Here is a 19528-nt window from a genome sequence, read left to right as displayed (position 1 = left end):
TGGCATCGGCCGGTGACCGGTGCCGTCCCCTTCGGTGGGCATTGCTTGCAACGCCACTCTCCAGATTCTTGAATCGACGCCACAGTCCTTTTGCCTGAGAGTTTCCGGGGCGGTTGCTCCGTCGGCGCCGGGGATGGCACGCACCATCCCCGGTCTCTCCTGCGTCGTCTTGTAGCCGCTTAGCGGCCGGGCTGCCCGGGATCACAGCTTATGCGTCAAGCTGCGCCCCTTGCTTGCTCAGTCCGGCAACGCACCGCCCGAGGGCGTACGGCTGGCCAGGATGGCAATCAGCGACACCACCGCGGCCCCGACCAGGTACCAGGCTGGCGCGAGCTTATTGCCCGTGGCGCTGATCAGCCAGGTCGCAACCAGGGGGGCGGTGCCGCCGAACAAGGCGTTCGCGCTGTTAAAACACAGTGCAAAGCCGCTATATCGCACACGGGTCGGAAAACTCTCCGACAGGAAGCACGGCAGCGTGCCGTCGTTGATGGTGAGGAAGGCACCCAGTGCCACCTGAATCAGCAAGATGCCGACGATGCTGGCGCTCGACAGCGAATGGAACAGCGGCACCGTGAAGAGCGCAAACAGGATGCAGGCGGAAACCAGCATCGTCTTCCGCCCGAACCGGTCGGAAAGAAAGCCCATCACGAAAATCATCACCACATAGCTAGCCAGCGATACGGTAGACACCAGGAAGGAAACCGAGTCACTCATGCCGAGTTCCTTTGACAGGTACACAGGCATATAGCTGAGCAGCAAGTAAAAGCCGACGGCGTTCAGGCAGGTCACGCCGAAGCCGATCAGCATGGTGCGGCGATGCGAGGTGAGCAACTCGCGCAGCGGCGCCTGCGGTGCATGATTGGCTTGCTCCATCGCGACGAACTTCGGCGTATCTTCAAGTTGAAGCCGGATGTAACGGCCAACCAGCCCAAAAGGGGCGGCCAACAGGAACGGCACGCGCCAGCCCCATTCGAGCAACTGTCCGGAGGTCAGCACCGTATGCAGCCCGGCGACGAACAGCGATGCGAACAGCAGGCCGGCGGCTTCCGCGGCGGGAATGACACTGGTGTAGAGCCCGCGCTTGCGGTTCGGTGCATATTCGGCAAGAAACGCCGAGGCGCCGGCGTATTCGCCTGAAGCCGAGAAGCCCTGGACCAGCCGAATGACAAGCAGCAGTACCGGCGCCCACAGGCCCACCTGCCCATAAGTCGGCAGGAAAGCGATCAGGAAGGTCGAGCAGGACATGATCATGATCGACAGCGACAACGTATTGCGCCGGCCGAACTTGTCGCCGAAATGCCCCCAGATCACCCCTCCGATCGGACGCACGACGAAGGACAGCGCGAATACGGCATAGGTCGCCATCAGGCTGGTGGTCGGGTCGCTCTTGGGAAAGAACACTACCGCAATGACGGTCGCAAGAAAGCCGTAGGCGGCGTAGTCGAACCACTCGATGAAGGTGCCGATAAAGCCCGCTGCGGTAGCGCGGCGCAGTACCTGCCTGGTGTCGGCTTCCACGGCGCTGCTGCGGGCCTGGCTCGCTGGGTGTCCCGGGCGATTGCCGCTTGGCAGCAGTTCCGTGCCGCGCAAGGATTTCGTGTTGCTCATACTCTGTCTCCGAATTATTTTGTCCTGATCGCGCTATGTCTATCCAGGCATGGGCTTTTGCCGCATGCAACCGGCGACCAGTCTTGTGGTGTGTCTTGTGGATCTGCTCTGCGGGTAATACGGGGTGTTGAACTCCTAATGCAGGGTAAGAAGGCGCAGCGATACAGCGGATCGCCGATCCTTCGACAAGAAAACGAAATCCCGATGCCACGGCTATGTCGCGCCTGCCGGCGAGGCAGGCTAGCCAACTGGCGCTACCTGTCCTGCGGCAATGGCACCAGGGCGCTGTTGCGGTAGGTGTAGATGGTGATCGGCGAATCCCGCAGGTCGCGGTTGGGGTCGAAGCGGTATCGGCCGGCCACGCCCTGCATATCGATACCCGCCAGCGCTGCGCGGTACTGCGCCGGCTCGACCGAGTTGGCTGCTTTCATCGCCTGGGCTACCAACCTGAGGCCGTCATAGATAGACGCGCTGTAAGTGAGCGGATCCGTGTTGTAGCGCTTCCTGTAGTCGCTCTTGAACTGGCGCCCCGGGCCGGTGTTCTCGAGCACGGGACCGCCCTGCGGGCAGTACACGTGCTCGTCCACGGCATCGCCCCCCAGCCTGGCCAGTTCGATATTGCACATCGCATCGCCACCGAGCAGATAGGCGTCGGCCATGGCGAGCCGCTTCATCTGGCTGCGCAGGGGTCCGGCCTGCGAGTAGTAGCCACCATAGAAGATGCCGTCCACCTTCATGCCGCGTATTCGGGTCAGAATCGGGACGAAGTCTACGGCCTTGTCCGAGGTGTATTCGCGGGCGACGATCTCGATGCCTTGCGCCCTGGCTGCCTTGACGAACTCGTCCGCCACACCCTGGCCGTAAGCGGTCCGGTCGTCGATGACCGCGAAACGCTTGGCGCGCAGTTTGACCGAAGCAAACTCGCCCATGCGCTTGCCAAGCTGGCTGTCATTGGCCGAAATTCGGAAGACATAAGTGTGCCCGGCCTGGGTGACTGCCGGGTTCGAAGCAACCGTTGCCATCACTACCCCGGCCTGGTCCAGCAGGCGGGAGATCGGGATGGCGACGCCCGAGTTAAACGGCCCGAACACCACCTTCACGTTCCCGTCCACCAGGCGCTGGGCAACCGACATGCCGGTGCGCGGATCCGCAGCGTCGTCCTCGGAGACCAGGCTAAAGCGCACGGCTTTGCCGTTGACGACAAGGCCTTGCGCATTCAGTTGATCGATGGCCATGCGCAGGCCGTTTTCATTGTCCTTGCCGATGGCGGCTTGCGGGCCGGACAGTGGGCCGGTCAGGCCGACCTTGACGACTTGCTGCTCCGCAGCCATGACGAAGGACGGCAACGGGCACGCCAGCACGGCGGCGGCCAGGCCCACGTAGAAACGAAATTGACGAAACATTGCGGCTCCCCTTTTTGCCAACTCGCGCGACGCCGGTGAATGGCGCGCTGCGTGGCCATGTAAAGACGACGGCATGCTTGATGACGACGCGGCCCGTTTCGCGCTCAGCGTGCAGCGGCGCGCTTGAGCTTGCGCTGGTGCATCACCCGGCCGATCGTGTTGAGCAAAAGCTGCGCGGCGAGGATGGCGGTGGATCCCGTATGGTCATAGTCGGGAGCGACTTCTACCAGGTCCATCCCCACCACTTCGCCTTGCTCGGCCAGGCCAGCGAACAATTCCAGACCCTCGTAGTAAGTCAGCCCGCCATGGCTCGGGGTACCCGTGCCAGGCGCGATGGAGACGTCGAACCCGTCGATGTCGATGGTCAGGTAATAGCGTACGCCCTTCGGGATGCGGTCCAGCACACCCTGGATGCCGAGCTTGCGAAGCTGGCGCACCGAGATGATGTCCGACCCCATCTCGCGTGCCTGGGCATATCCCTCGCGTGCGGTAGAGGACACATTGCGGATACCGATCTGGGTCATGCCGCTGACCACGCTCTTCTCCGCAGCGCGGCGCAAGGGGTTGCCGTGACCATGACGCACGCCATGCCGCTCGTCGACAAAGTCCAGATGGGCGTCGATATGGACCACGTGGAACGGCTCCTGACCTTCGAAGGCCGCGATGCAGGGGATATTGATCGAATGGTCCCCGCCTAGCACCACGGGCAGCGCGCCGGCCTTCAGGATCTTGCGCACCCCGTATTCAATGTTGGCATGGCTTTTCTCGGTATTGGTATGCACCATATCGGCGTCGCCAATGTCGACCATCCTGACCTCACTGGCCGGCATGTACACAACGTCGTCCTCGAAGTCATAGGCACCACTATGGCCGAACGAGAACAGCGTGGACGCCTCGCGGATCGAGCGCGGGCCAAAGCGCGCGCCGGCCCGCCATTGGGTGCCACAGTCGAACGGCGCACCGATGACGGCCACGTCGGCGTCGATGGCGTCCCAGTCAAGGCAGAGCGGCGATTTGCCGAACGTGCAGATACCGACGAATGGGAGGTCGAGCCGGCCCTTCTCATATTGATTTTCAGACATCGCGTTCACCAATCCTTTCTTCGTTGATGCGGTGGGGACGAGTCCATTCTGGACAACGGCATGGTCCGGTACAATCAGAATGTTTAGAACTTCAGTTCGATAAAATCCGAACTAAAGGTGGGAACGTGAAACTCCGCGATGTGGACCTCAAGCTACTGAGAATCTTCGAAACGATCGTGGGATGCGGTGGCTTTGCCGCGGCGCAATCGCTGCTGGGCATTGGCGCGTCCAGCATCAGCGAGCATATGACGCAACTCGAGACACGACTGGGCGTGCGCTTGTGCGAGCGCGGGCGCAGCGGGTTTCGCCTGACCGAGGAGGGCCTGCAAATGCACGCTGCGGCCCAGCGACTGCTCGCGGCAGTGGATACCTTCCAGATGGAAGCGGGGACCATCCGCAAAGAACTCCACGGAGTGCTTCGCCTTGGGCTGATAGAGGCCACGCTTACCGACCGTGGGGCTCCTCAACTGGCCGCGATCCGCAGCTTCGGCCAGGCCGCGCCGAAGGTGCAGTTACATATCGAGATCGACTCGCCCAACCGCCTCGAACAGCGAGTGCTGGATGGCAGCCTCCATTTGGCGGTTGGGCCGTTTCCAGACCCGGTAGCGGGTCTGGACTACCGCGTGCTCTATCGGGAGGAGCAAGGACTTTACTGCGCATCGCCGCATCCGCTTTTCTCCCATATTGGTCAGAAGGGGCTGGCGGAGCAGGTTGCCGGCGCCAACCTAGCTACGCGCGGCTACCTCGGGCGGCAGGAGCTTGACCTGCTCGGGATGCAGGAGGCTGCAGCGATGGTGGATAACGTTGAAGGGCGCGCTATGCTGATCCTGTCCGGGAACTACATTGGCTTTCTGCCGCCGCACTATGCGGATGCGTGGGTGGCACCCGGCCTGTTGCGCCGCCTTGCGCCAGAGCGCTACACCACGCATCTCGATTTCAAGATCATCACGCGGCGGGGCGCGCGCGAAACGCGGACCGTGCTGGCGCTGATCGATCACCTTGCAGAGGCCGCGAAGAAGGAGAGGTAACGGGTAACGTCCGGGCTCGCATCGATAATCAATGCCGGGCTCCGTACGCTGGCGGAAGGGGCCTCAGATTAGAACTGCCACTATTGATCCGGTATGAATGAACCTGAGTTTTTTGGCGATGCCATCATGTTGATTGCATGCAAGCCACAGACATGAGAGCGTTGTCGCGCGAAGCGCGGCACGAGAGACGAATGCAATAGACGCAAAAGGCTTTCGCTACGCGTTCAGCTTCGAAGTTGGGGTCATGCCGGGATAAAGCCGGAAATGACACTTAGCACCAAAAGTAATAAAGAACGCCGCCTTTATGCGATTAGTTACGTGGTGTCAACTGCTCCAACGGCTCGATCTGACGGAGCCAGCCTTGCAGCATCGTGACGATTCGCAGCACTTCGGATAGCGTGTCGAACGCCAATTCCGGCAGACTTTCCTCGTCGGTTGCGACAGTCATCCCCGCGCCGTTGATGACTGTATGCGCCATCCCGTGCAGACGCAGCAGCATATCGCGCAGGTGCTTGCCGCCGGCCAATTGTGCAGAGCCTCCTTAAGCGTACCTGGGCGCATGAATATCACCGTACATTGGCTTTGCCAGATCGCGTATAACTGGGGATCAATCGACAACCTCTCGCAGCGAGACAGAAACCATCTGTAGCGCAATGAGGAGCCCTTAAGCCAGTTCTGGGATATCAGGCACACAATCACACTGCCTCCTGGGCATCGCCTGACCCTCGGACGGCTTCATCCACGTCCCAGCACCCATGCATGATGATGCAGATGGTCAGCAATGAACGTCGCGACGAAGTAGTAGCCGTGATCGTATCCTGCGTGCCGCCGCATTATCAGTGGCTGACCTGTGGCAGCACACGTGGCTTCCAATAGCTCTGGGCGTAGCTGTTCTTCAAGGAAGATGTCCGTAAGTCCTTGATCCACAAGGATCGTGGCGGGATACGGGACCTGTTGAGCTCGGACAAGTTCGCAAGCGTCGTGCAATCGCCATGCCGACTCATCTTCACCCAAGTAAGCCGCGAACGCCTTCTGCCCCCATGGCACAAGCGCAGGCGCGCAGATGGGCGAGAACGCGGACAAGGATCGGAAGATTCTCGGATTCTTCAGTCCCAGGGTCAACGCGCCATGTCCTCCCATCGAATGCCCGAACAGGCCAACGCTGCCGACATCAATCGGGAACTGCGCTGCCAGCACTCGGGGGAGTTCTTCGACGATGTAGCTGGCCATTCGGTAGTGGCGCGACCAAGGTTCTTGTGTGGCATCCAGGTAGAAGCTGGCCCCCGTGCCCAGATCCCAATCGCATTCCTCTCCCTCGACGCCCGCGCCGCGCGGACTAGTGTCCGGGGCAACCAAAGCAAGACCCAACTCTGCGGCCAGGCGCTGGGCTCCGCTCTTGATCATGAAGGTTTCTTCATTGCAGGTCAGCCCGGCCAGGTAAATCAAAGCTGGCACCCGCTTGGTTTCGGCCTGTGGAGGAAGGTAGACGGACAGCCGCATGGGAAGGCCGATCACCTCTGAGGGGTGGCTGTAGTAACCCTGGCTGCCGCCATGGCAGCGATGTTTGGTCAGTGTTTCCATTTCTCGATAAAAAAGACGGGCGGTCCACGGGAGACGCAGGAGACCACCGCCCGCCAAGCCAGTACGTTCAGTACAACACGACGGAGCGAATAGACTCGCCGCGCTTCATGAGATCGAATCCCTCGTTGATGCGTTCTAGAGGCAGCGCGTGGGTGATCAGATCGTCAATATTCAGCTTTCCCTCCATATACCAGTCGACGATCTTGGGTACATCGGTCCGTCCGCGGGCGCCACCGAAGGCCGAGCCCTTCCACTCGCGCCCCGTCACCAGTTGGAACGGACGGGTAGAGATCTCGGCGCCTGCCTCGGCCACGCCAATGACGATCGATTTGCCCCAGCCTTTGTGGCAGCACTCGAGCGCCTGGCGCATGACCTGCGTATTGCCGATGCATTCGAACGAGTAATCCGCCCCGCCATCGGTTAGCTGGATGATATGGTCGACCACGTTGCCAACATCTTTCGGATTGACGAAATCGGTCATGCCGAACTTGCGTGCCATCGCTTCCCGCCCGGGATTGAGGTCCACGCCGATGATCTTGTTGGCGCCGACCATCTTCGCCGCCTGTATCACGTTCAGGCCAATGCCACCGAGGCCGAACACCACCACGTTCGCTCCGGCTTCCACTTTCGCCGTGAACAGCACGGCGCCCACACCGGTCGTCACGCCACAGCCGATATAGCAGACCTTGTCGAACGGGGCGTCCGGACGGATCTTGGCCAACGCGATCTCCGGCACCACGATATGGTTGGCGAAAGTCGACGTTCCCATGTAGTGGAATAGTGGCCGCCCGTCGAGCGAGAAGCGCGAAGTCCCATCAGGCATCAGACCCTTGCCTTGTGTCGCACGAATTGCCTGGCACAGGTTTGTCTTCTGCGACAGGCAGAACTTGCACTGCCGGCATTCCGGGGTGTAGAGCGGGATCACGTGATCGCCGGGCTTCAGCGCCGTGACGCCCCGCCCTACCTCGGCGACGACGCCTGCGCCTTCATGCCCGAGAATGGCCGGGAAAAGGCCTTCCGGGTCCGCCCCGGACAGCGTGTAGTAATCGGTGTGGCAGATGCCGGTGGCCTTCAGTTCCACCAGCACCTCGCCCTCGCGTGGACCGGCCAGTTCGACCGTCTCGATCGTCAATGCCTCGCCCGCTTTCCATGCGACGGCAGCTTTCGTCTTCATACCAATTCATCTCCTGATTAGCGTCCAGAGCGCAGTTTCGCCCGGATCATGATCGCTTGTGGAGTACCGATGCAGCATGCGCGATCATTGCAAGCGGCACCGCGGTGTGGCCCGCTGCTACAGCAACTTGGATGCCGACTTCGCGTTGCCCATCTCGGCCCGCAACCACTCTGCCAGCGCTACGCTATGCTCGAACAAGGAATACTTGGCGCCTTCGCCATAGTCGGGCATATCGATGATCTCGGTCGTGACATAGCGCAGGCGGCTGTCAGCGTTGCGGAAGTGGGCCGCAAACACTTTGCGTACAACCTCCTTCGAAGGTTCAAGCTTGTAAGCAAACCATTCGCTATGCCACTCGCCCGGACGCGGCTTCAGAAAGGGGTACTGGCACGCCCGACCGGGCTGTCCATCCGGGTGACTGGCCCACTTGTTCACTGGCCCGTTCGGCGCCACAGGCCGGACCGAATGCCATAGGGTCATGTTTTCCGCAATCCAGGCATCGAGAATATTGCCCGGCTCGAACGGATCGAGGATGAGCTCGCCCGCCTCCACATCCTGGCGGACACCGGACCGATCCTGCTCCGCAGGGGATTCAAGCTTGAGCAGCACGTGGCTATGGTCCAGCAGAAAATTGAACTGCATGCCACGCTCCCGAACCTTCTGCGCGACCGCAAGCACCCTGCGGAAGTCTTCGGACCACATGTAGATGTGTACTTCGAATGTGATCTCGATATTCAGACGGGCCGCTTCCTCAAATGCAAAGCAATAGAATGCAACGACTTCGTCGTCGTTGAGCGAATGGCCGTCAGCGTGCGCATCGTACAGCATGATGTTGTGGCAGTGACTGCCTGCACTTTTTGCGAGCCGCAGGTTCTGCAGCAGCAATGCCTCATCTCTTCCGGCCGTATAGGTCCAAAGCCCGGTAAGGATCGGTAGGCCGTGCTTATCCGAAGCACGTAGATACTCTGCTTCCTGTCCGGGTTGAGGCAACCGGTCGAAGAAATCGAACACGCCGGCGGCCTTCACCATGCGGAACTGCTGGTCAATCGATGGTGCATTGCCAGGGGCGTGCTGGGCGCTGCGGCCATTGCAGCCAATCAGGAGTTCGCGCATGAATTCTCCACAATCGCGATGTTGTTGGAAGGGGAATCGGTAACAGGGCTTTGGTCTTGCTCCAGGAGCCGATCAAGGAGTCGGCGCAAGCGGATCGATGCGTTATCGATGGCAAGTCGAAGGGGATTGCCGAGCATGTCCCCAGTATTCGCCTGAATCGCCCCAAGCAATGCGCGATCTTCGTCGAACGTGATGATGTACGCCTGGCGCATCTCCTTTGTTACGTCTTCGTTGCCAAGGGCAAAGGTGCGCAGGACGAACCAGAAATAGTGCGTGGTGTGGTCGCCTTCTGGCGTCAGCGCCGCATAAGAAAGCGTGCGGTACTGTCGGTTCAGGCTGTCTTCATCGCGTGCGCCGCCGGCGTCGACGGCTCCCATGTCGACAAGCGAGATATTTGGCGCATAAAGGTGGTAGAACTGCCAGCGGTCCACACGGCCCTGGAAGCCTCCATAGCGTTGCATGACGGGTACCGGCTCTGACTGTTCGATCCAGCGACCGACAGTAATCCGGGAATCGCGCTGTTCGACCGTCAGTGGCACCTCGCTCGCATCTGCGCCGCCAATGGTGCCTTGATGCACGAAAGTCGTGTGGGCAGGGTCGACAAGGTTGTCGAGAATATTTTCAATACTGGCAGGGAACAGGGTGTGAGGACCATGAAAGGCATCCCAGCCTGGCGCGCCATAGTTCGGGATGTCCAATAGCACGGCGGGGTCTGCAAGGTCCGGATCCCCAGGCCAGAACCAGGCAATGCCGTAGCGCTCGATGCAGGGGTATGCCTTCAGCCGCGCGGTTGGCGGGATATTGCTCTGGCTGGGGATGTGGACACACTTTCCGTCGCCGTCGAACTGCAGGCCGTGATATGGGCAGCTGATAACGCCAGCGCATAGCTTTCCCCGTGAAAGCGGTGCGCCCTTGTGTGGGCAACGATCGCTGAGCATGGCCGGGTGGCCGTCGGCATCGCGGAATAGCACCACGTTTTCATCGAACAATCGGCGCGAGATCATCGTACTGCCGAGCTCGTTGCTCAGGGCAGCGGCGTACCACCGATTTCTAATCCATTTCATGTTGGCTCCTTTATTGCATTTTTTGGTTGCCGACTAGAGGTCGAGTTTCAGCGTGGCAGTCTTGGCGCGCGAGACGCACAGGCAGATCGTTCCATTGGCCGCCTTCTGCGCATCGCTCAACGCGTAATCGCGGTGGTCAGGAATGCCGTCAATTACGTTGACAGCACAGACGCCGCATTCACCACGACGGCAGTCATAAAGCAGATCCAGTCCATCGCGCAGCAAGGCGTCCAGCAGGCTTTCCGTCGGCGCGACACGGACGGTGCGCTGGCTTCTTGCCAGTTGCAGTTCAATCTGTTCGTCATCTTCACGCGGGGCGTTGGCGAACAATTCAAAATGCACTGCATCCCGCTCCCACCCGCGTTCTGAAGCAAATCCGAGCGTTGCATCGATCATCGCCTGCGGACCGCAGACATAGAGATGCCGGCCTTTTTCGGGCACGCCGATGATGTCGCTAATTGGCATCCCCCGGGCCGGCTCTCCATGGTCGAAATAGAGTCGAGCAAGCGGCCCGAACCGGGAAACAACATCATCGCAATACGGCATCGCTTCCGCCCTGCGGGCGACGTAGTGCAGTTCGTAGGAACTGCCAGCGCCGTGCAGTGCCTTCGCCATGGCAAGGATCGGGGTAATTCCGATGCCTCCGGCAATCAGCACGTGATGATCTGCATCCTTGGACAGCGGGAAATCGTTGCGGGGCGCCGTGCACTCAAGCACATCGCCAACAGCGACCTGTTCGCACAGGAACGCCGAACCACCACGACTTTGGCGGGAACGATGTACGGCAATGCGATAGAGGTTGGAACTGTTGCCAGCGTCCAGAAGCGAATAGCAACGATCGTGACGCGTGCTGCCAGCCTCCAGCGTGAAGCGCAGATGGGCGCCGGGAGAATAGGAGGGAAGGCTTACGCCGTTGGCATTGCGAAACGTGAACTCTTTCACTTCGGTCGTGATGCTGCGGATGGCTGCCACGGCCAGAGATAACTTGTCACCACTCATTTGTCTGTCTCCATACTGGGCCGCCGGCGGTAACCGCCCCGCTGCCCGCTTCATCGTCAGATCAACGATGAGGAGAGTCTATGAGCCCAAGTCGCGAGAGGCATCCCACCCGGAACGATAGTGAGTAGCGAGAAATCGGATATCCGGCGCGGCTGACCGGTTGGCTACCGAAAACGCCAACTTAGGAAATCAATAAAGCCAATACTGAGGAGCATTTCCGCGTCTGCACATTTCATCGCTTCGGACAAATTGCCATACCTCGCTTGGTGTTAAGGGTAGACAAGGGCATCTATGCTGCTTTTTATGGTGCACTGCACCAGTTGCGCCGCGAGCTTGCCTCGAAGTGGCGGAATGACCAATATGCAGGCACACAGATGCAACTTCATCCGAACGAGGAAGCAAGAGACTTCCCATCCATTTTTCTGGAGTGAGACTATGAACGCCCCCCAAACCGACCGCGTACATCCGGTCGATGCCTGGCTACCGCCCGGCAAGAATCTGGTGCTGGCTTTACAGCATCTGTTAGTCATGTATGCCGCGGCGGTTTCCATCCCGATTGTCGTGGGCAACGCCATCGGCCTGTCCCACGATCAGCTTGTGATGTTGATCAATGCCGATTTGTTCGCGTGCGGGATCGCGACCTTGATTCAATCGGTCGGCTTTTGGAAGTTCGGCATCCGGCTTCCGTTGATCCAGGGGTGCAGCTTTGTCGCAGTGACGCCGATGATCCTGATCGGGAAAGAACATGGCATGCCGGCGGTGTATGGCGCCACCATTGCTGCAGGCATCTTCTGCATGCTTGTTGCCCCCTTCTTTGGCAGGGTCAGGCGCTTTTTTCCGCCGGTCGTCATGGGTACGACGATCCTGCTGATCGGCTTGTCGCTGCTGCCGGTCGCAGTGCGCTGGTCCGCCGGTGGCTCTCCCAAATCGCCAGACTTCGGCTCCCCAGTGAACCTGATGCTGGCCGGCGTATCGCTGGTTACCGTGCTGCTGGTCTTCGGGCTCGGCCGCGGACTGCTTCGCAATGCTGCGGTGCTGGTCGGCCTCCTTACGGGAACAGCCCTTGCCATCGCAATCGGTAAGGCAGATTTTTCCAGCCTCAGCAATGAGCCGTGGCTTGCAGTAATCCGGCCGCTCGCTTTTGGCATGCCAGTCTTCGATCCAATTTCGATTGTGCTGATGTGCGTCGCCATGCTGGTGATCCTGACCGAAGTCACTGCGGACTTCTTTGCGGTGGGCGAGATGGTGGACAAGGAGATCGATGACAAGGCAATCGCGCGCGGACTGCGTGCGGATGGGCTGTCGACGGTCATTGGCGGCTTGCTGAACACCTTTCCCTATTGTGCCTACAACGCCAACGTGGGCCTTGTCGCGATGTCGGGCGTGCGTAGTCGGTGGGTGGTGGCCACAACGGGCGTGCTGCTGCTTGGTCTAGGACTCTTTCCAAAGCTGGCTGCACTCTTCGCCTCCATGCCGCTCGCGGTACTTGGCGGGGCTGGCCTGGTGATGTTCAGCATGATTGCAACGACGGGCTTGCGGATTCTCGCCAAGGTCGATCTCGCCAACGGCAACAACACCATCATCATCGCCGCAAGCCTCGGGGTCGGCCTGATCACGGTTGCAGTCCCTGGTTTCTACGAGCAGGTCGATGGGACGCTGCGGATATTCCTGCACAGCGGTATTACCACGGGATGTCTTACAGCCATCGTGCTAAACGCACTGTTCAATCGAAAACCCAGAAAAAGCGCGGAACAGGCTGCCCTGGTGATCTGAAGAATGGAACCCGGCGTTGAATGATATGAAGCACTCAAGCGATCAACTGGACGGCTTCCTGCTCCGTTTGCTGGTAGCTGTAATGGAAGAAAAGAGCGTATCCCGCGCCGCCGGGCGTCTAAATCTTCCACAATCCACGGTGAGCGCCGGACTGTCCAGGCTACGAAACATCTTCGAGGATCCGCTGTTCGTCCGCGGGCGAAACAGCATGGTTCCGACTGAACGGATGGTCTCGCTCTACGACCGCATGCGCGGCGCGCTGGAAGAGCTGGACGGACTTTGCGTGCCCCCGGCGGTTTCGGGACCTGCAGAGATCAACCGAACGTTTCATTTTGGGTCATTGGATTATGTAAGTTCGCGCTTCATCCCGACCGTCATCGCTCGAATCCTGCGGAGCATGCCAAGCGCGTCAGTAGAGGTGCATTCGCTGACGATGGATTTCGATTACCTGGAAGCGCTCGAGAGTGGTGCGCTCGATCTCGTCGTCGGGAACTGGGGATCGCCTCCGGAGCATCTGCATCTTCTTCCGCTGTTTGAAGACGAGATTGTGTGCCTCATGCGTCAGGGCCACCCCGTCCTCAGACGGTCAGATTTCAGCCAGGCTGACTACCTCGCCTGCGACCATCTTGGTTTGTTGCCATTCAACGTCAATCAGCTTGGCGTGATCGACGCATATTTGGCCCAACTGGGACTGCGTCGTCACGTCAAGGTAGTCCTTCCTTACTTCAATAACGTACCGGACCTGCTGACACAGTCGGATCTGATCTTCACCACCAGTCGGCGCTTCGCGGAAGCGCATGCGGCGGCGCTGCCGCTGACGGTCGTGCCCGCGCCGCTGCCCTTCCCGCCGATGCGCTTCTATCTGCTGTGGCATGACCGGACCCATCGGTCGATCGCGTGCCGGCTGCTCAGGGAAGCCGTCGCGGAAGCCATCACCGGATTTCACCGGACTCAAAGTGGATCGAGTCGTGCCGCGGCTGCGGCGCCAACGACCCCCTAAATAATCGGAGACAAAATGCGAAGGACTCAATATGCCGCTGCGGCGGCAGGGGCGCTTGCGTTCCAAATTTTCGGAGCTCATGCCCAAAGTGCCGTGACATTGTATGGACTGACTGACGTTTTCCTGGGCTCGCTTAAGAACAGCGGTGCACCGGCACATACCTCAGTGCTCAATAACGGCGGCATGACGACGTCCTATTTTGGCTTGCGGGGCCGTGAGGATCTCGGTGCCGGTATGGGAGCATTCTTTGCCCTGGAGAGCTATCTCCGAGTGGACTCTGGGGCTTCAGGCCGCTTTACCGGCGATCCGCTGTTTGCTCGTGGTGCCTATGTCGGGTTAGACGGCGGCTTCGGCAAGATCGCACTGGGTCGAAACGCAAATCCATATTTCGTTTCGACATTGAGTTTCAATGCATTCCGCGACTCCTTCACTTTCTCGCCGATGATGTTGCATACGTTCATTGCGTCGGGCCTTGGCAAGCCTTCGATCCAGGGCGACACCGCATGGAGCAACTCTGTGTTGTACACAACCCCATCGTGGGGCGGGCTCACGGGCAATGTCATATACGCACTCGGCGAGTCGCCGGGACATTCCGGACAGGGCAACTATGGAGCCAACATTACGTACGCCGGCGGGAAATTCAGCGCCACACTGGCGGCCCAGTATGTCGCCATCGCTCCTTTGTTTAACAACGGCGCAACGACACAGAAGGCAATTCAAGCTGGCATCTCGTATGACTTCGCCGTGACCAAGCTGTTTGCACAGTATCAGTACGCGAACAGCAACAACACATTGCGGGATAACACCTACTCGCTCAGCGCTTCGACGCCGGTCGGGGCGGGGAAAGTCTTGATCGCGTGGGCGCACACAGCCCGTAGCTTTACCGGGACGGAAACCCAACGAAGGAATACAGCTTCAATCGGCTACGACTATTTTCTCTCCAAGCGCACCGATGTCTACATCAACTACATGTACGACAAGGTAAGCGGATTGGCCACTGGCAATAGCTTCGGCTTGGGGATCCGTCACAGGTTCTGATTGCGTGCTGGCGGGCGCCCGATCGGCGGCCGCCCTTCCCCATTCAACATGACCAGCCCTCAACCATCAAAATTTCTCTGATCTGGCGTTATGTTCAAACAGGCTGCCAAAGCACGGTGGTAGGGGATCACCTGCACGCGATCTTGCCGGCCCAAGCTGCGTGCAGCGAACCGCATCGATTTATCGAGCGTCATTATCGGCTCCTCTTCAATTGGAGCGGTCGGGGCGGGCCAAAATCAGGACCGGACTCACCGATCGCGCGCGATCCGGTTTTAAGCACCACGTCGCCACCGACGCCAGGGGCGTCTATCACAGTCGTCCGGACAGGGCACGAGAGGCGCTTCACCCCAGGAATCAACATGCCCGTCGCCCCTGACTCAGCCGTCTCGCTGACGCGCCCCATCGCCCCGGAAGCGCGCCGGCTTCGCAAGCGAATGGGCTGCCCTTTGCCGACGGGCTAGCGTCTTCTTGTTCTGAAGCGCGAAGACGACTTTCTTGCCGGGACGCGGGTGCGCCTATCCTTTCACTAAAGCGGAATGACACCCGGCCTCTTCCCAGAGCCCTCCCAATTCACGCTGGCGCGATTAGTACTGGCCGTCGCGCGGCTTCGTGCCGGGCACGCCTGTGTACGGGTTCACGTTGCCGCGCGTTGAGTAGTTGTCGTTGCGCGTGGCGTTCGGGTTCGTTTGCGTGTGCGGCTGCACGTAGGTGCCGTTGTCGCGCACGTAGCCGCTAACGCTATGGTTGCCCGTGGTGGCGGTGGTGCCCATGGAGTTGCTGTAGGGCGAGCCGTACGCGTTGTAGCCTTGGTGGCCGCCTGCGGAGTTGCCGCCGGCGCCCCGGCCGTACGAGGCAGTGGAGGCGGCGGAGAGTGCGAGCAGCGTGAGGGCGATAATCGTCTTCGATTTCAAGTGTGGCTCCCTATATGGTTCGTTAAAGGTTTGAGGTAAGGCAGCTTAGCAGCCACCGCACGCCTGTAAATCCCGCGACAGCAGGACTTGCAGGTGATAGCAGAAGTCACGGTGACAGAACGCCTGGGCCACGCGACAAAAATTGACCGCCCGCAGCGGCCAGACAGATCGCGCCCCGTCCGTCCCCACCTTAGCCCCTCGGCGTTGCGGTAGCACACTGCAGGAGGTGGCGGGGGCGGGGACGGCTCGAAGCACCACGCCGCTTCCAGGTCCTCCAGCGTCTACCCGTAGTCGGCCATCTGGGCCTGAATTCAGCAGATCCGATCCGCACGGTCACGAACGACCGCGTCGTCGGCTAGACTGGCGCAAGAAGCAACATGGAGCCACGATGGACCCAGATGACGTGATACGAGATTTCGAGCGGCTTGCGCTGGATGACGCGACGGAATTGGAGGTCGACGACGCGATTGCCGGCTTGGCGGTGCTGTTGGCCGATCCAGCGATCGCGGGGAAAGAACGGGCCTTGTTGATCCAAGTGGGCGCGACACTCTACCGGTTGGGCCTGAACGAAAGAGTGGTGGCGGCGTTCAAGAAACGAGGCGACACAGCTCAGTGACCATGTCCCCCGCCCCGCCGCCGCCGTGATGTCCCCGGAGTTGAAGGACAGAGGTGGAATGCGGGAGCACCGGAACCAGCATTCCAGGCAGTTCCGCCGCTGCGGGACCCGGTCATTGGCCAGCTTTGACGCATTGTCCACGGCGCGACACGGCGCATCACCTGCCACGTTTCCTCGCAGTCTCAGTCACCTTTGAAGCCCACGGATTGGACGATGGGAGCCCAGTATTCCACCAACCGCCTCTGTTGCTGAGTGACCTCCGCCGGTGTCGAACCGGGCAGGGGCTCGTATCCAATGTTCTGAATTCGACTTTTGACATCCGGCATGGCCAAGACCTTGCGCATTGCTGCGTTCCAGCGTGACACCTTCGCTGGCGGGGTACCGGCTGGCGCATAGAGGGCATAGCCCGAGCCAACAACCAGCGAGGAGTATCCCTGTTCGCTGAAGGTTGGAACATCGGGAAGCTGGCTGCTTCGCTGTTTGCCCGACACAGCCAGGACACGGACCTTGTTCGCTCGATGCTGCTCTACAAACACGCCGAGCCCATCGACCGCCGAACCGATCTGATTGCCGACCAAGTTGGTCACCATCGCTGGGCCACCCTGGAACGGCACGATGGAGATATCGGCCCCCGAGCGTCGCGTGAACTCGATTGCAACAAAGTGCAGAGCCGAGCCAAGTCCCGACACGCCGACTGTTGCCACGTTCCGGTCGGTTTTTGCCGCCTTGACGTATTCAGCCAAGTTCCGATATGGCGAGCTTGCGCTAACCGCCAGCCCATAGTTGAGGGCAGCCACTTCGGTGATGGGTGCGAAGTCCTTGTCGGGGTCATAGCGAAGATTGTTGTAGACAAGGGGCGCTATCACCATCGTGTCGTGTAAGGTCATCAGCACCGTATTCCCGTCTGGTGCCGCCTGCTTCAACACTTCCGCCGCCACGCGCGTGCTAGCACCAGGGCGGTTCTCCACGATCACCAGTCTGTTTTAGCTCGTCTCTGAGCTTTTCCACGAGCACACGTGCCATGGCGTCAGCGGCCCCACCAGCCGGGAAGGGCACGATAAAGCGAGCCGGCGCCTCGGCGTGGGCAGACTGCGTTGCGCAAAGGCCCACTGCCAGCCACGCGCCTATCCCTGCCAGGCCGCGAATGACACACCGCCGTCCAATTCGATTTGCTTCGCTCAACATGTTTGCTTTCCTATCGGTTGTCTGGATGCTGATTTGCGGCCGCGTGCTGAACCGAGGGGCATCTGCCCGCCGCTCGGCGATCCGGGCCGCGTTAGCCAATCTTCGGAGGCAAATGAGGACCTTGTCGGGGTCATCGTACTTTCCGTGCATTTTCTGGCGGTATGCACAGAAAAATGCTTTTCTATCAAGAGATTACAAATACTCCGGCGGCGCGTGATTTATTGCGCCGGAAGGCCTTGCTACAGGCGGGTTTGCGGTCCGCTACCGCCATTTTTTTCACGGAAAGTACGATGACCCCTGCATCGGCACGAAAGCCCCCCGCATGCCGTTGAGGTGCTGATGTGCCTCCGGCCGGTCGAGCGCGGTATCGACGTGACCCTCCAACCTCTGCAAACGCCGGCCGCGATGACCGTCGACCAAGCGTTCGCGTTCGCCTGGGCGAAGGCGCAGGGGGTCGCGCAGCACCACGATGACCCCATCGTGGGCGTGCAAATGACGGTTAATGTGCTATCCGACAGTGTGATCGCGGCCGTTACCGGCGGATTGCCCATCACGCGCATCTAAGCCGGTCGCCGGGGCGGAAGTCCCGGCGTACAGGTTTTCCGGAAATTGTCGCCATAGTGATAAGAAGTGCTATTTCCTGCAGACCAAGGGCGACCGCCACTACCAGGGCACCACGTTCCGGGCGCCGGCCTCAACGGCCAGCGCGAACTGACCCGCACTTACTTCAGCGTCTTCAACCGGTTGTTCGCCGCACGCGCGCCTTCGGTACCTGGATACTTGGTCACCACCTGTTCCAGCGTTTTGCGCGCGGCATCCTTCTGGCCGGAGTCGAGCTGATTATTGGCCACCGCGATCATGGCGTCCGGCACCTTGGGATGCGTCGGGTTGGCATGGATCATTTTCTGCAGCACCCAGGTGGACCCCTTGTAGTCGCGCTGCGCGTAGAGCGAGTTGCCGAGCCAGTACTGCGCCAGCGGCAGGTAGGGGCTCTGCGGATATTTCTTGATAAACGACGAGAACGAATTCCCGGCGCTCTTGAAATCGCCCGTCTGGAAATGCTTGAGCGCGGCGTCGTATTCGGGCTTCTCGCCCGGCTGCGACGTGCCTTGGTGGTCTTCGACCGAAGCGTGCTGCGGCTCGAACTTCTTCAGGCGCGCATCCAGGTCGGCGTAATAGTCCTTCTGCTGCTTCTGCAGCGTCGCCACCGTGTTCTGCAGCACTTCGTTCTGGCCGCGTAGTCGCGCGACTTCCTGGCGTAGGCCTTCGAGCTGGTTCTGCAGGTCGAGTGTGGTGCGGCTGTTCTGCTCAATGCGCTGGGTAGCCGTCGCCTGGAAGCTGTTGAACTGGTCGCGCAGGTTGATGACCGTTTTGCGCGCCTGCTCATCGTCGAACACGCCGGCGTGTGCCTGCGTGGGTGGCAGCATACCGCCGCTCGCCATGGCGGCGAGCCACAACAGGGTAAAAACGCGTACTTTCATAAATGGGTCGTCGTGGGTTGTGTCGGTTAGCCCTGGTCACATCGCCGTTGGACAGCGGGCCGAATGCATCGGCGGCTCTATCCAACCCGGAAAAACTCGACGCTCTGCCCCGCATTGACGGCCCGCTTGAGCCACGACGGCATCTCGCCCTGCCCGTCCCAGGTCAGCCCTTCCGCATTGCGGTAGCAGACCACCGGCGCCGGTGGTGCGGGCGGTGGAAGCAGCGGCGGCGGCGGCGCGAAGCACCCCGCCGCGTCGAGGTCTTCCAAGGTGAGCCCGTAGTCGTCCATCTGCGCCTGGATCCAGCGGATCGCGTCCGCCCGCTCAGTCGTTGCTGTCATCGCTGCCGTCACTGCTGTCGTTGCCTTCGTCCTGATTGCCAGGCAGCGCCGCCGCCCCCTGCTCGTTGCACAGCTCTTCCCCTTGGTCTTCCTACGCAGTGGCCGCCGAACTTCCGGCCTGCCGAGTTTGC

At 60.4% G+C, this 19528-nt stretch carries 20 protein-coding genes, 1 pseudogene and 1 riboswitch; of the genes and pseudogenes, 6 read left to right on the top strand and 15 right to left on the bottom strand.

The window, feature by feature from the left end; genetic code table 11:
- Positions 1–72: 72 nt before the first annotated feature.
- Positions 73–172: riboswitch (glycine riboswitch) on the bottom strand.
- A 65-nt stretch (positions 173–237) separates the two neighbouring features.
- The 3 genes from AC10V3_RS09670 to speB all read right to left on the bottom strand — a co-directional run bounded on the left by AC10V3_RS09670 (position 238) and on the right by speB (position 4093).
- Positions 238–1608 carry an MFS transporter gene (locus tag AC10V3_RS09670; RefSeq protein ID WP_022538155.1) on the bottom strand — a complete coding sequence of 457 codons (1371 nt, stop codon included), beginning with the start codon at positions 1606–1608 and terminating at the stop codon, positions 238–240.
- 254 nt (positions 1609–1862) lie between these two features.
- The gene (locus AC10V3_RS09665) at positions 1863–2939 is read right to left on the bottom strand and encodes a branched-chain amino acid ABC transporter substrate-binding protein (RefSeq protein ID WP_490923674.1); all 1077 of its coding nucleotides are present in this window, start codon (positions 2937–2939) and stop codon (positions 1863–1865) included.
- Positions 2940–3115: 176 nt separating this feature from the next.
- A complete protein-coding gene (gene speB / locus AC10V3_RS09660) occupies positions 3116–4093 on the bottom strand; it encodes an agmatinase (protein ID WP_022538153.1) in 978 nt (325 codons plus the stop codon).
- Positions 4094–4218: 125 nt separating this feature from the next.
- Here speB and AC10V3_RS09655 point away from each other — a divergent pair, with 125 nt between their 5' ends.
- Positions 4219–5121, top strand: a complete 903-nt coding sequence (locus AC10V3_RS09655) for a LysR family transcriptional regulator (protein WP_022538152.1) — start codon at positions 4219–4221, stop codon at positions 5119–5121.
- Between the two features lie 310 nt (positions 5122–5431).
- On the opposite strand, the gene AC10V3_RS09650 is transcribed toward AC10V3_RS09655, so the two are convergent.
- The 6 genes from AC10V3_RS09650 to AC10V3_RS09625 all read right to left on the bottom strand — a co-directional run bounded on the left by AC10V3_RS09650 (position 5432) and on the right by AC10V3_RS09625 (position 11052).
- Positions 5432–5647, bottom strand: a complete 216-nt coding sequence (locus AC10V3_RS09650; RefSeq protein ID WP_022538151.1) for a hypothetical protein — start codon at positions 5645–5647, stop codon at positions 5432–5434.
- A 209-nt stretch (positions 5648–5856) separates the two neighbouring features.
- Entirely contained in the window at positions 5857–6702 is an 846-nt protein-coding gene (gene fghA / locus AC10V3_RS09645; protein WP_022538150.1) for an S-formylglutathione hydrolase, read from the bottom strand.
- 67 nt (positions 6703–6769) lie between these two features.
- Positions 6770–7876: an S-(hydroxymethyl)glutathione dehydrogenase/class III alcohol dehydrogenase gene (locus AC10V3_RS09640; protein ID WP_022538149.1), complete on the bottom strand. Its 1107-nt coding sequence runs from the start codon at positions 7874–7876 to the stop codon at positions 6770–6772.
- Between the two features lie 117 nt (positions 7877–7993).
- Positions 7994–8989, bottom strand: a complete 996-nt coding sequence (locus tag AC10V3_RS09635) for a hypothetical protein (protein WP_022538148.1) — start codon at positions 8987–8989, stop codon at positions 7994–7996.
- Positions 8974–10053, bottom strand: a complete 1080-nt coding sequence (locus AC10V3_RS09630; protein ID WP_022538147.1) for an aromatic ring-hydroxylating dioxygenase subunit alpha — start codon at positions 10051–10053, stop codon at positions 8974–8976. The genes AC10V3_RS09635 and AC10V3_RS09630 overlap by 16 nt, the downstream gene beginning before the upstream one ends.
- 33 nt (positions 10054–10086) lie before the next feature.
- Positions 10087–11052 (bottom strand): PDR/VanB family oxidoreductase, encoded by a 966-nt coding sequence (locus tag AC10V3_RS09625; protein ID WP_022538146.1) that lies wholly within the window; start codon positions 11050–11052, stop codon positions 10087–10089.
- A 435-nt stretch (positions 11053–11487) separates the two neighbouring features.
- On the opposite strand from AC10V3_RS09625, the gene AC10V3_RS09620 reads away from it, so the two are divergent.
- From AC10V3_RS09620 to AC10V3_RS09610, 3 genes are read left to right on the top strand one after another with little or no spacing between them, the layout of a single operon-like run.
- Positions 11488–12825 (top strand): nucleobase:cation symporter-2 family protein, encoded by a 1338-nt coding sequence (locus AC10V3_RS09620; RefSeq protein ID WP_041681728.1) that lies wholly within the window; start codon positions 11488–11490, stop codon positions 12823–12825.
- A gap of 25 nt (positions 12826–12850) precedes the next feature.
- Positions 12851–13825: a LysR family transcriptional regulator gene (locus AC10V3_RS09615; RefSeq protein WP_051369953.1), complete on the top strand. Its 975-nt coding sequence runs from the start codon at positions 12851–12853 to the stop codon at positions 13823–13825.
- A gap of 15 nt (positions 13826–13840) precedes the next feature.
- Positions 13841–14863 (top strand): porin, encoded by a 1023-nt coding sequence (locus tag AC10V3_RS09610; protein WP_022538143.1) that lies wholly within the window; start codon positions 13841–13843, stop codon positions 14861–14863.
- A 59-nt stretch (positions 14864–14922) separates the two neighbouring features.
- Here AC10V3_RS09610 and AC10V3_RS09605 read toward each other — a convergent pair whose 3' ends face one another.
- The 3 genes and pseudogenes from AC10V3_RS09605 to AC10V3_RS09595 form a co-directional block, all read right to left on the bottom strand.
- A complete protein-coding gene (locus AC10V3_RS09605; RefSeq protein ID WP_490923571.1) occupies positions 14923–15057 on the bottom strand; it encodes a hypothetical protein in 135 nt (44 codons plus the stop codon).
- A 390-nt stretch (positions 15058–15447) separates the two neighbouring features.
- The gene (locus AC10V3_RS09600) at positions 15448–15774 is read right to left on the bottom strand and encodes a hypothetical protein (protein WP_022538142.1); all 327 of its coding nucleotides are present in this window, start codon (positions 15772–15774) and stop codon (positions 15448–15450) included.
- A 173-nt stretch (positions 15775–15947) separates the two neighbouring features.
- A pseudogene (locus tag AC10V3_RS09595) lies at positions 15948–16073 on the bottom strand (H-NS histone family protein); the annotation flags it as partial.
- Between the two features lie 89 nt (positions 16074–16162).
- On the opposite strand from AC10V3_RS09595, the gene AC10V3_RS09590 reads away from it, so the two are divergent.
- Positions 16163–16390: a hypothetical protein gene (locus AC10V3_RS09590; protein WP_022538141.1), complete on the top strand. Its 228-nt coding sequence runs from the start codon at positions 16163–16165 to the stop codon at positions 16388–16390.
- A 182-nt stretch (positions 16391–16572) separates the two neighbouring features.
- Here AC10V3_RS09590 and AC10V3_RS09585 read toward each other — a convergent pair whose 3' ends face one another.
- Positions 16573–17364 carry a tripartite tricarboxylate transporter substrate-binding protein gene (locus AC10V3_RS09585; protein ID WP_490923569.1) on the bottom strand — a complete coding sequence of 264 codons (792 nt, stop codon included), beginning with the start codon at positions 17362–17364 and terminating at the stop codon, positions 16573–16575.
- 544 nt (positions 17365–17908) lie between these two features.
- Here AC10V3_RS09585 and AC10V3_RS09580 point away from each other — a divergent pair.
- Entirely contained in the window at positions 17909–18139 is a 231-nt protein-coding gene (locus AC10V3_RS09580) for a hypothetical protein (RefSeq protein WP_490923567.1), read from the top strand.
- Positions 18140–18297: 158 nt separating this feature from the next.
- Here AC10V3_RS09580 and ybgF read toward each other — a convergent pair whose 3' ends face one another.
- Together ybgF and AC10V3_RS09570 are read right to left on the bottom strand one after the other, a co-directional pair.
- Entirely contained in the window at positions 18298–19056 is a 759-nt protein-coding gene (gene ybgF, locus AC10V3_RS09575; protein ID WP_490923565.1) for a tol-pal system protein YbgF, read from the bottom strand.
- Positions 19057–19133: 77 nt separating this feature from the next.
- Positions 19134–19397 carry an H-NS histone family protein gene (locus tag AC10V3_RS09570; protein WP_490923564.1) on the bottom strand — a complete coding sequence of 88 codons (264 nt, stop codon included), beginning with the start codon at positions 19395–19397 and terminating at the stop codon, positions 19134–19136.
- Positions 19398–19528: the final 131 nt, after the last annotated feature.

Source organism: Cupriavidus sp. PB-02 (assembly GCF_058252315.1).
Note: the sequence above shows the minus strand (reverse complement) of the source record. Positions and strands in the feature narration are given on the sequence as shown.

Bases quoted from the DNA above. Each gene is read 5' to 3' on its own strand.
- AC10V3_RS09615 (WP_051369953.1), top strand. From the start codon at position 12,851: ATGAAGCACTCAAGCGATCAACTGGACGGCTTCCTGCTCCGTTTGCTG.
- fghA (WP_022538150.1), bottom strand. From the start codon at position 6,702: ATGGAAACACTGACCAAACATCGCTGCCATGGCGGCAGCCAGGGTTAC.
- AC10V3_RS09630 (WP_022538147.1), bottom strand. From the start codon at position 10,053: ATGAAATGGATTAGAAATCGGTGGTACGCCGCTGCCCTGAGCAACGAG.
- ybgF (WP_490923565.1), bottom strand. From the start codon at position 19,056: ATGAAAGTACGCGTTTTTACCCTGTTGTGGCTCGCCGCCATGGCGAGC.
- AC10V3_RS09610 (WP_022538143.1), top strand. From the start codon at position 13,841: ATGCGAAGGACTCAATATGCCGCTGCGGCGGCAGGGGCGCTTGCGTTC.
- AC10V3_RS09625 (WP_022538146.1), bottom strand. From the start codon at position 11,052: ATGAGTGGTGACAAGTTATCTCTGGCCGTGGCAGCCATCCGCAGCATC.
- AC10V3_RS09590 (WP_022538141.1), top strand. From the start codon at position 16,163: ATGGACCCAGATGACGTGATACGAGATTTCGAGCGGCTTGCGCTGGAT.
- AC10V3_RS09570 (WP_490923564.1), bottom strand. From the start codon at position 19,397: ATGACAGCAACGACTGAGCGGGCGGACGCGATCCGCTGGATCCAGGCG.
- AC10V3_RS09605 (WP_490923571.1), bottom strand. From the start codon at position 15,057: ATGACGCTCGATAAATCGATGCGGTTCGCTGCACGCAGCTTGGGCCGG.
- AC10V3_RS09670 (WP_022538155.1), bottom strand. From the start codon at position 1,608: ATGAGCAACACGAAATCCTTGCGCGGCACGGAACTGCTGCCAAGCGGC.
- AC10V3_RS09635 (WP_022538148.1), bottom strand. From the start codon at position 8,989: ATGCGCGAACTCCTGATTGGCTGCAATGGCCGCAGCGCCCAGCACGCC.
- AC10V3_RS09620 (WP_041681728.1), top strand. From the start codon at position 11,488: ATGAACGCCCCCCAAACCGACCGCGTACATCCGGTCGATGCCTGGCTA.
- AC10V3_RS09640 (WP_022538149.1), bottom strand. From the start codon at position 7,876: ATGAAGACGAAAGCTGCCGTCGCATGGAAAGCGGGCGAGGCATTGACG.
- speB (WP_022538153.1), bottom strand. From the start codon at position 4,093: ATGTCTGAAAATCAATATGAGAAGGGCCGGCTCGACCTCCCATTCGTC.
- AC10V3_RS09665 (WP_490923674.1), bottom strand. From the start codon at position 2,939: ATGGCTGCGGAGCAGCAAGTCGTCAAGGTCGGCCTGACCGGCCCACTG.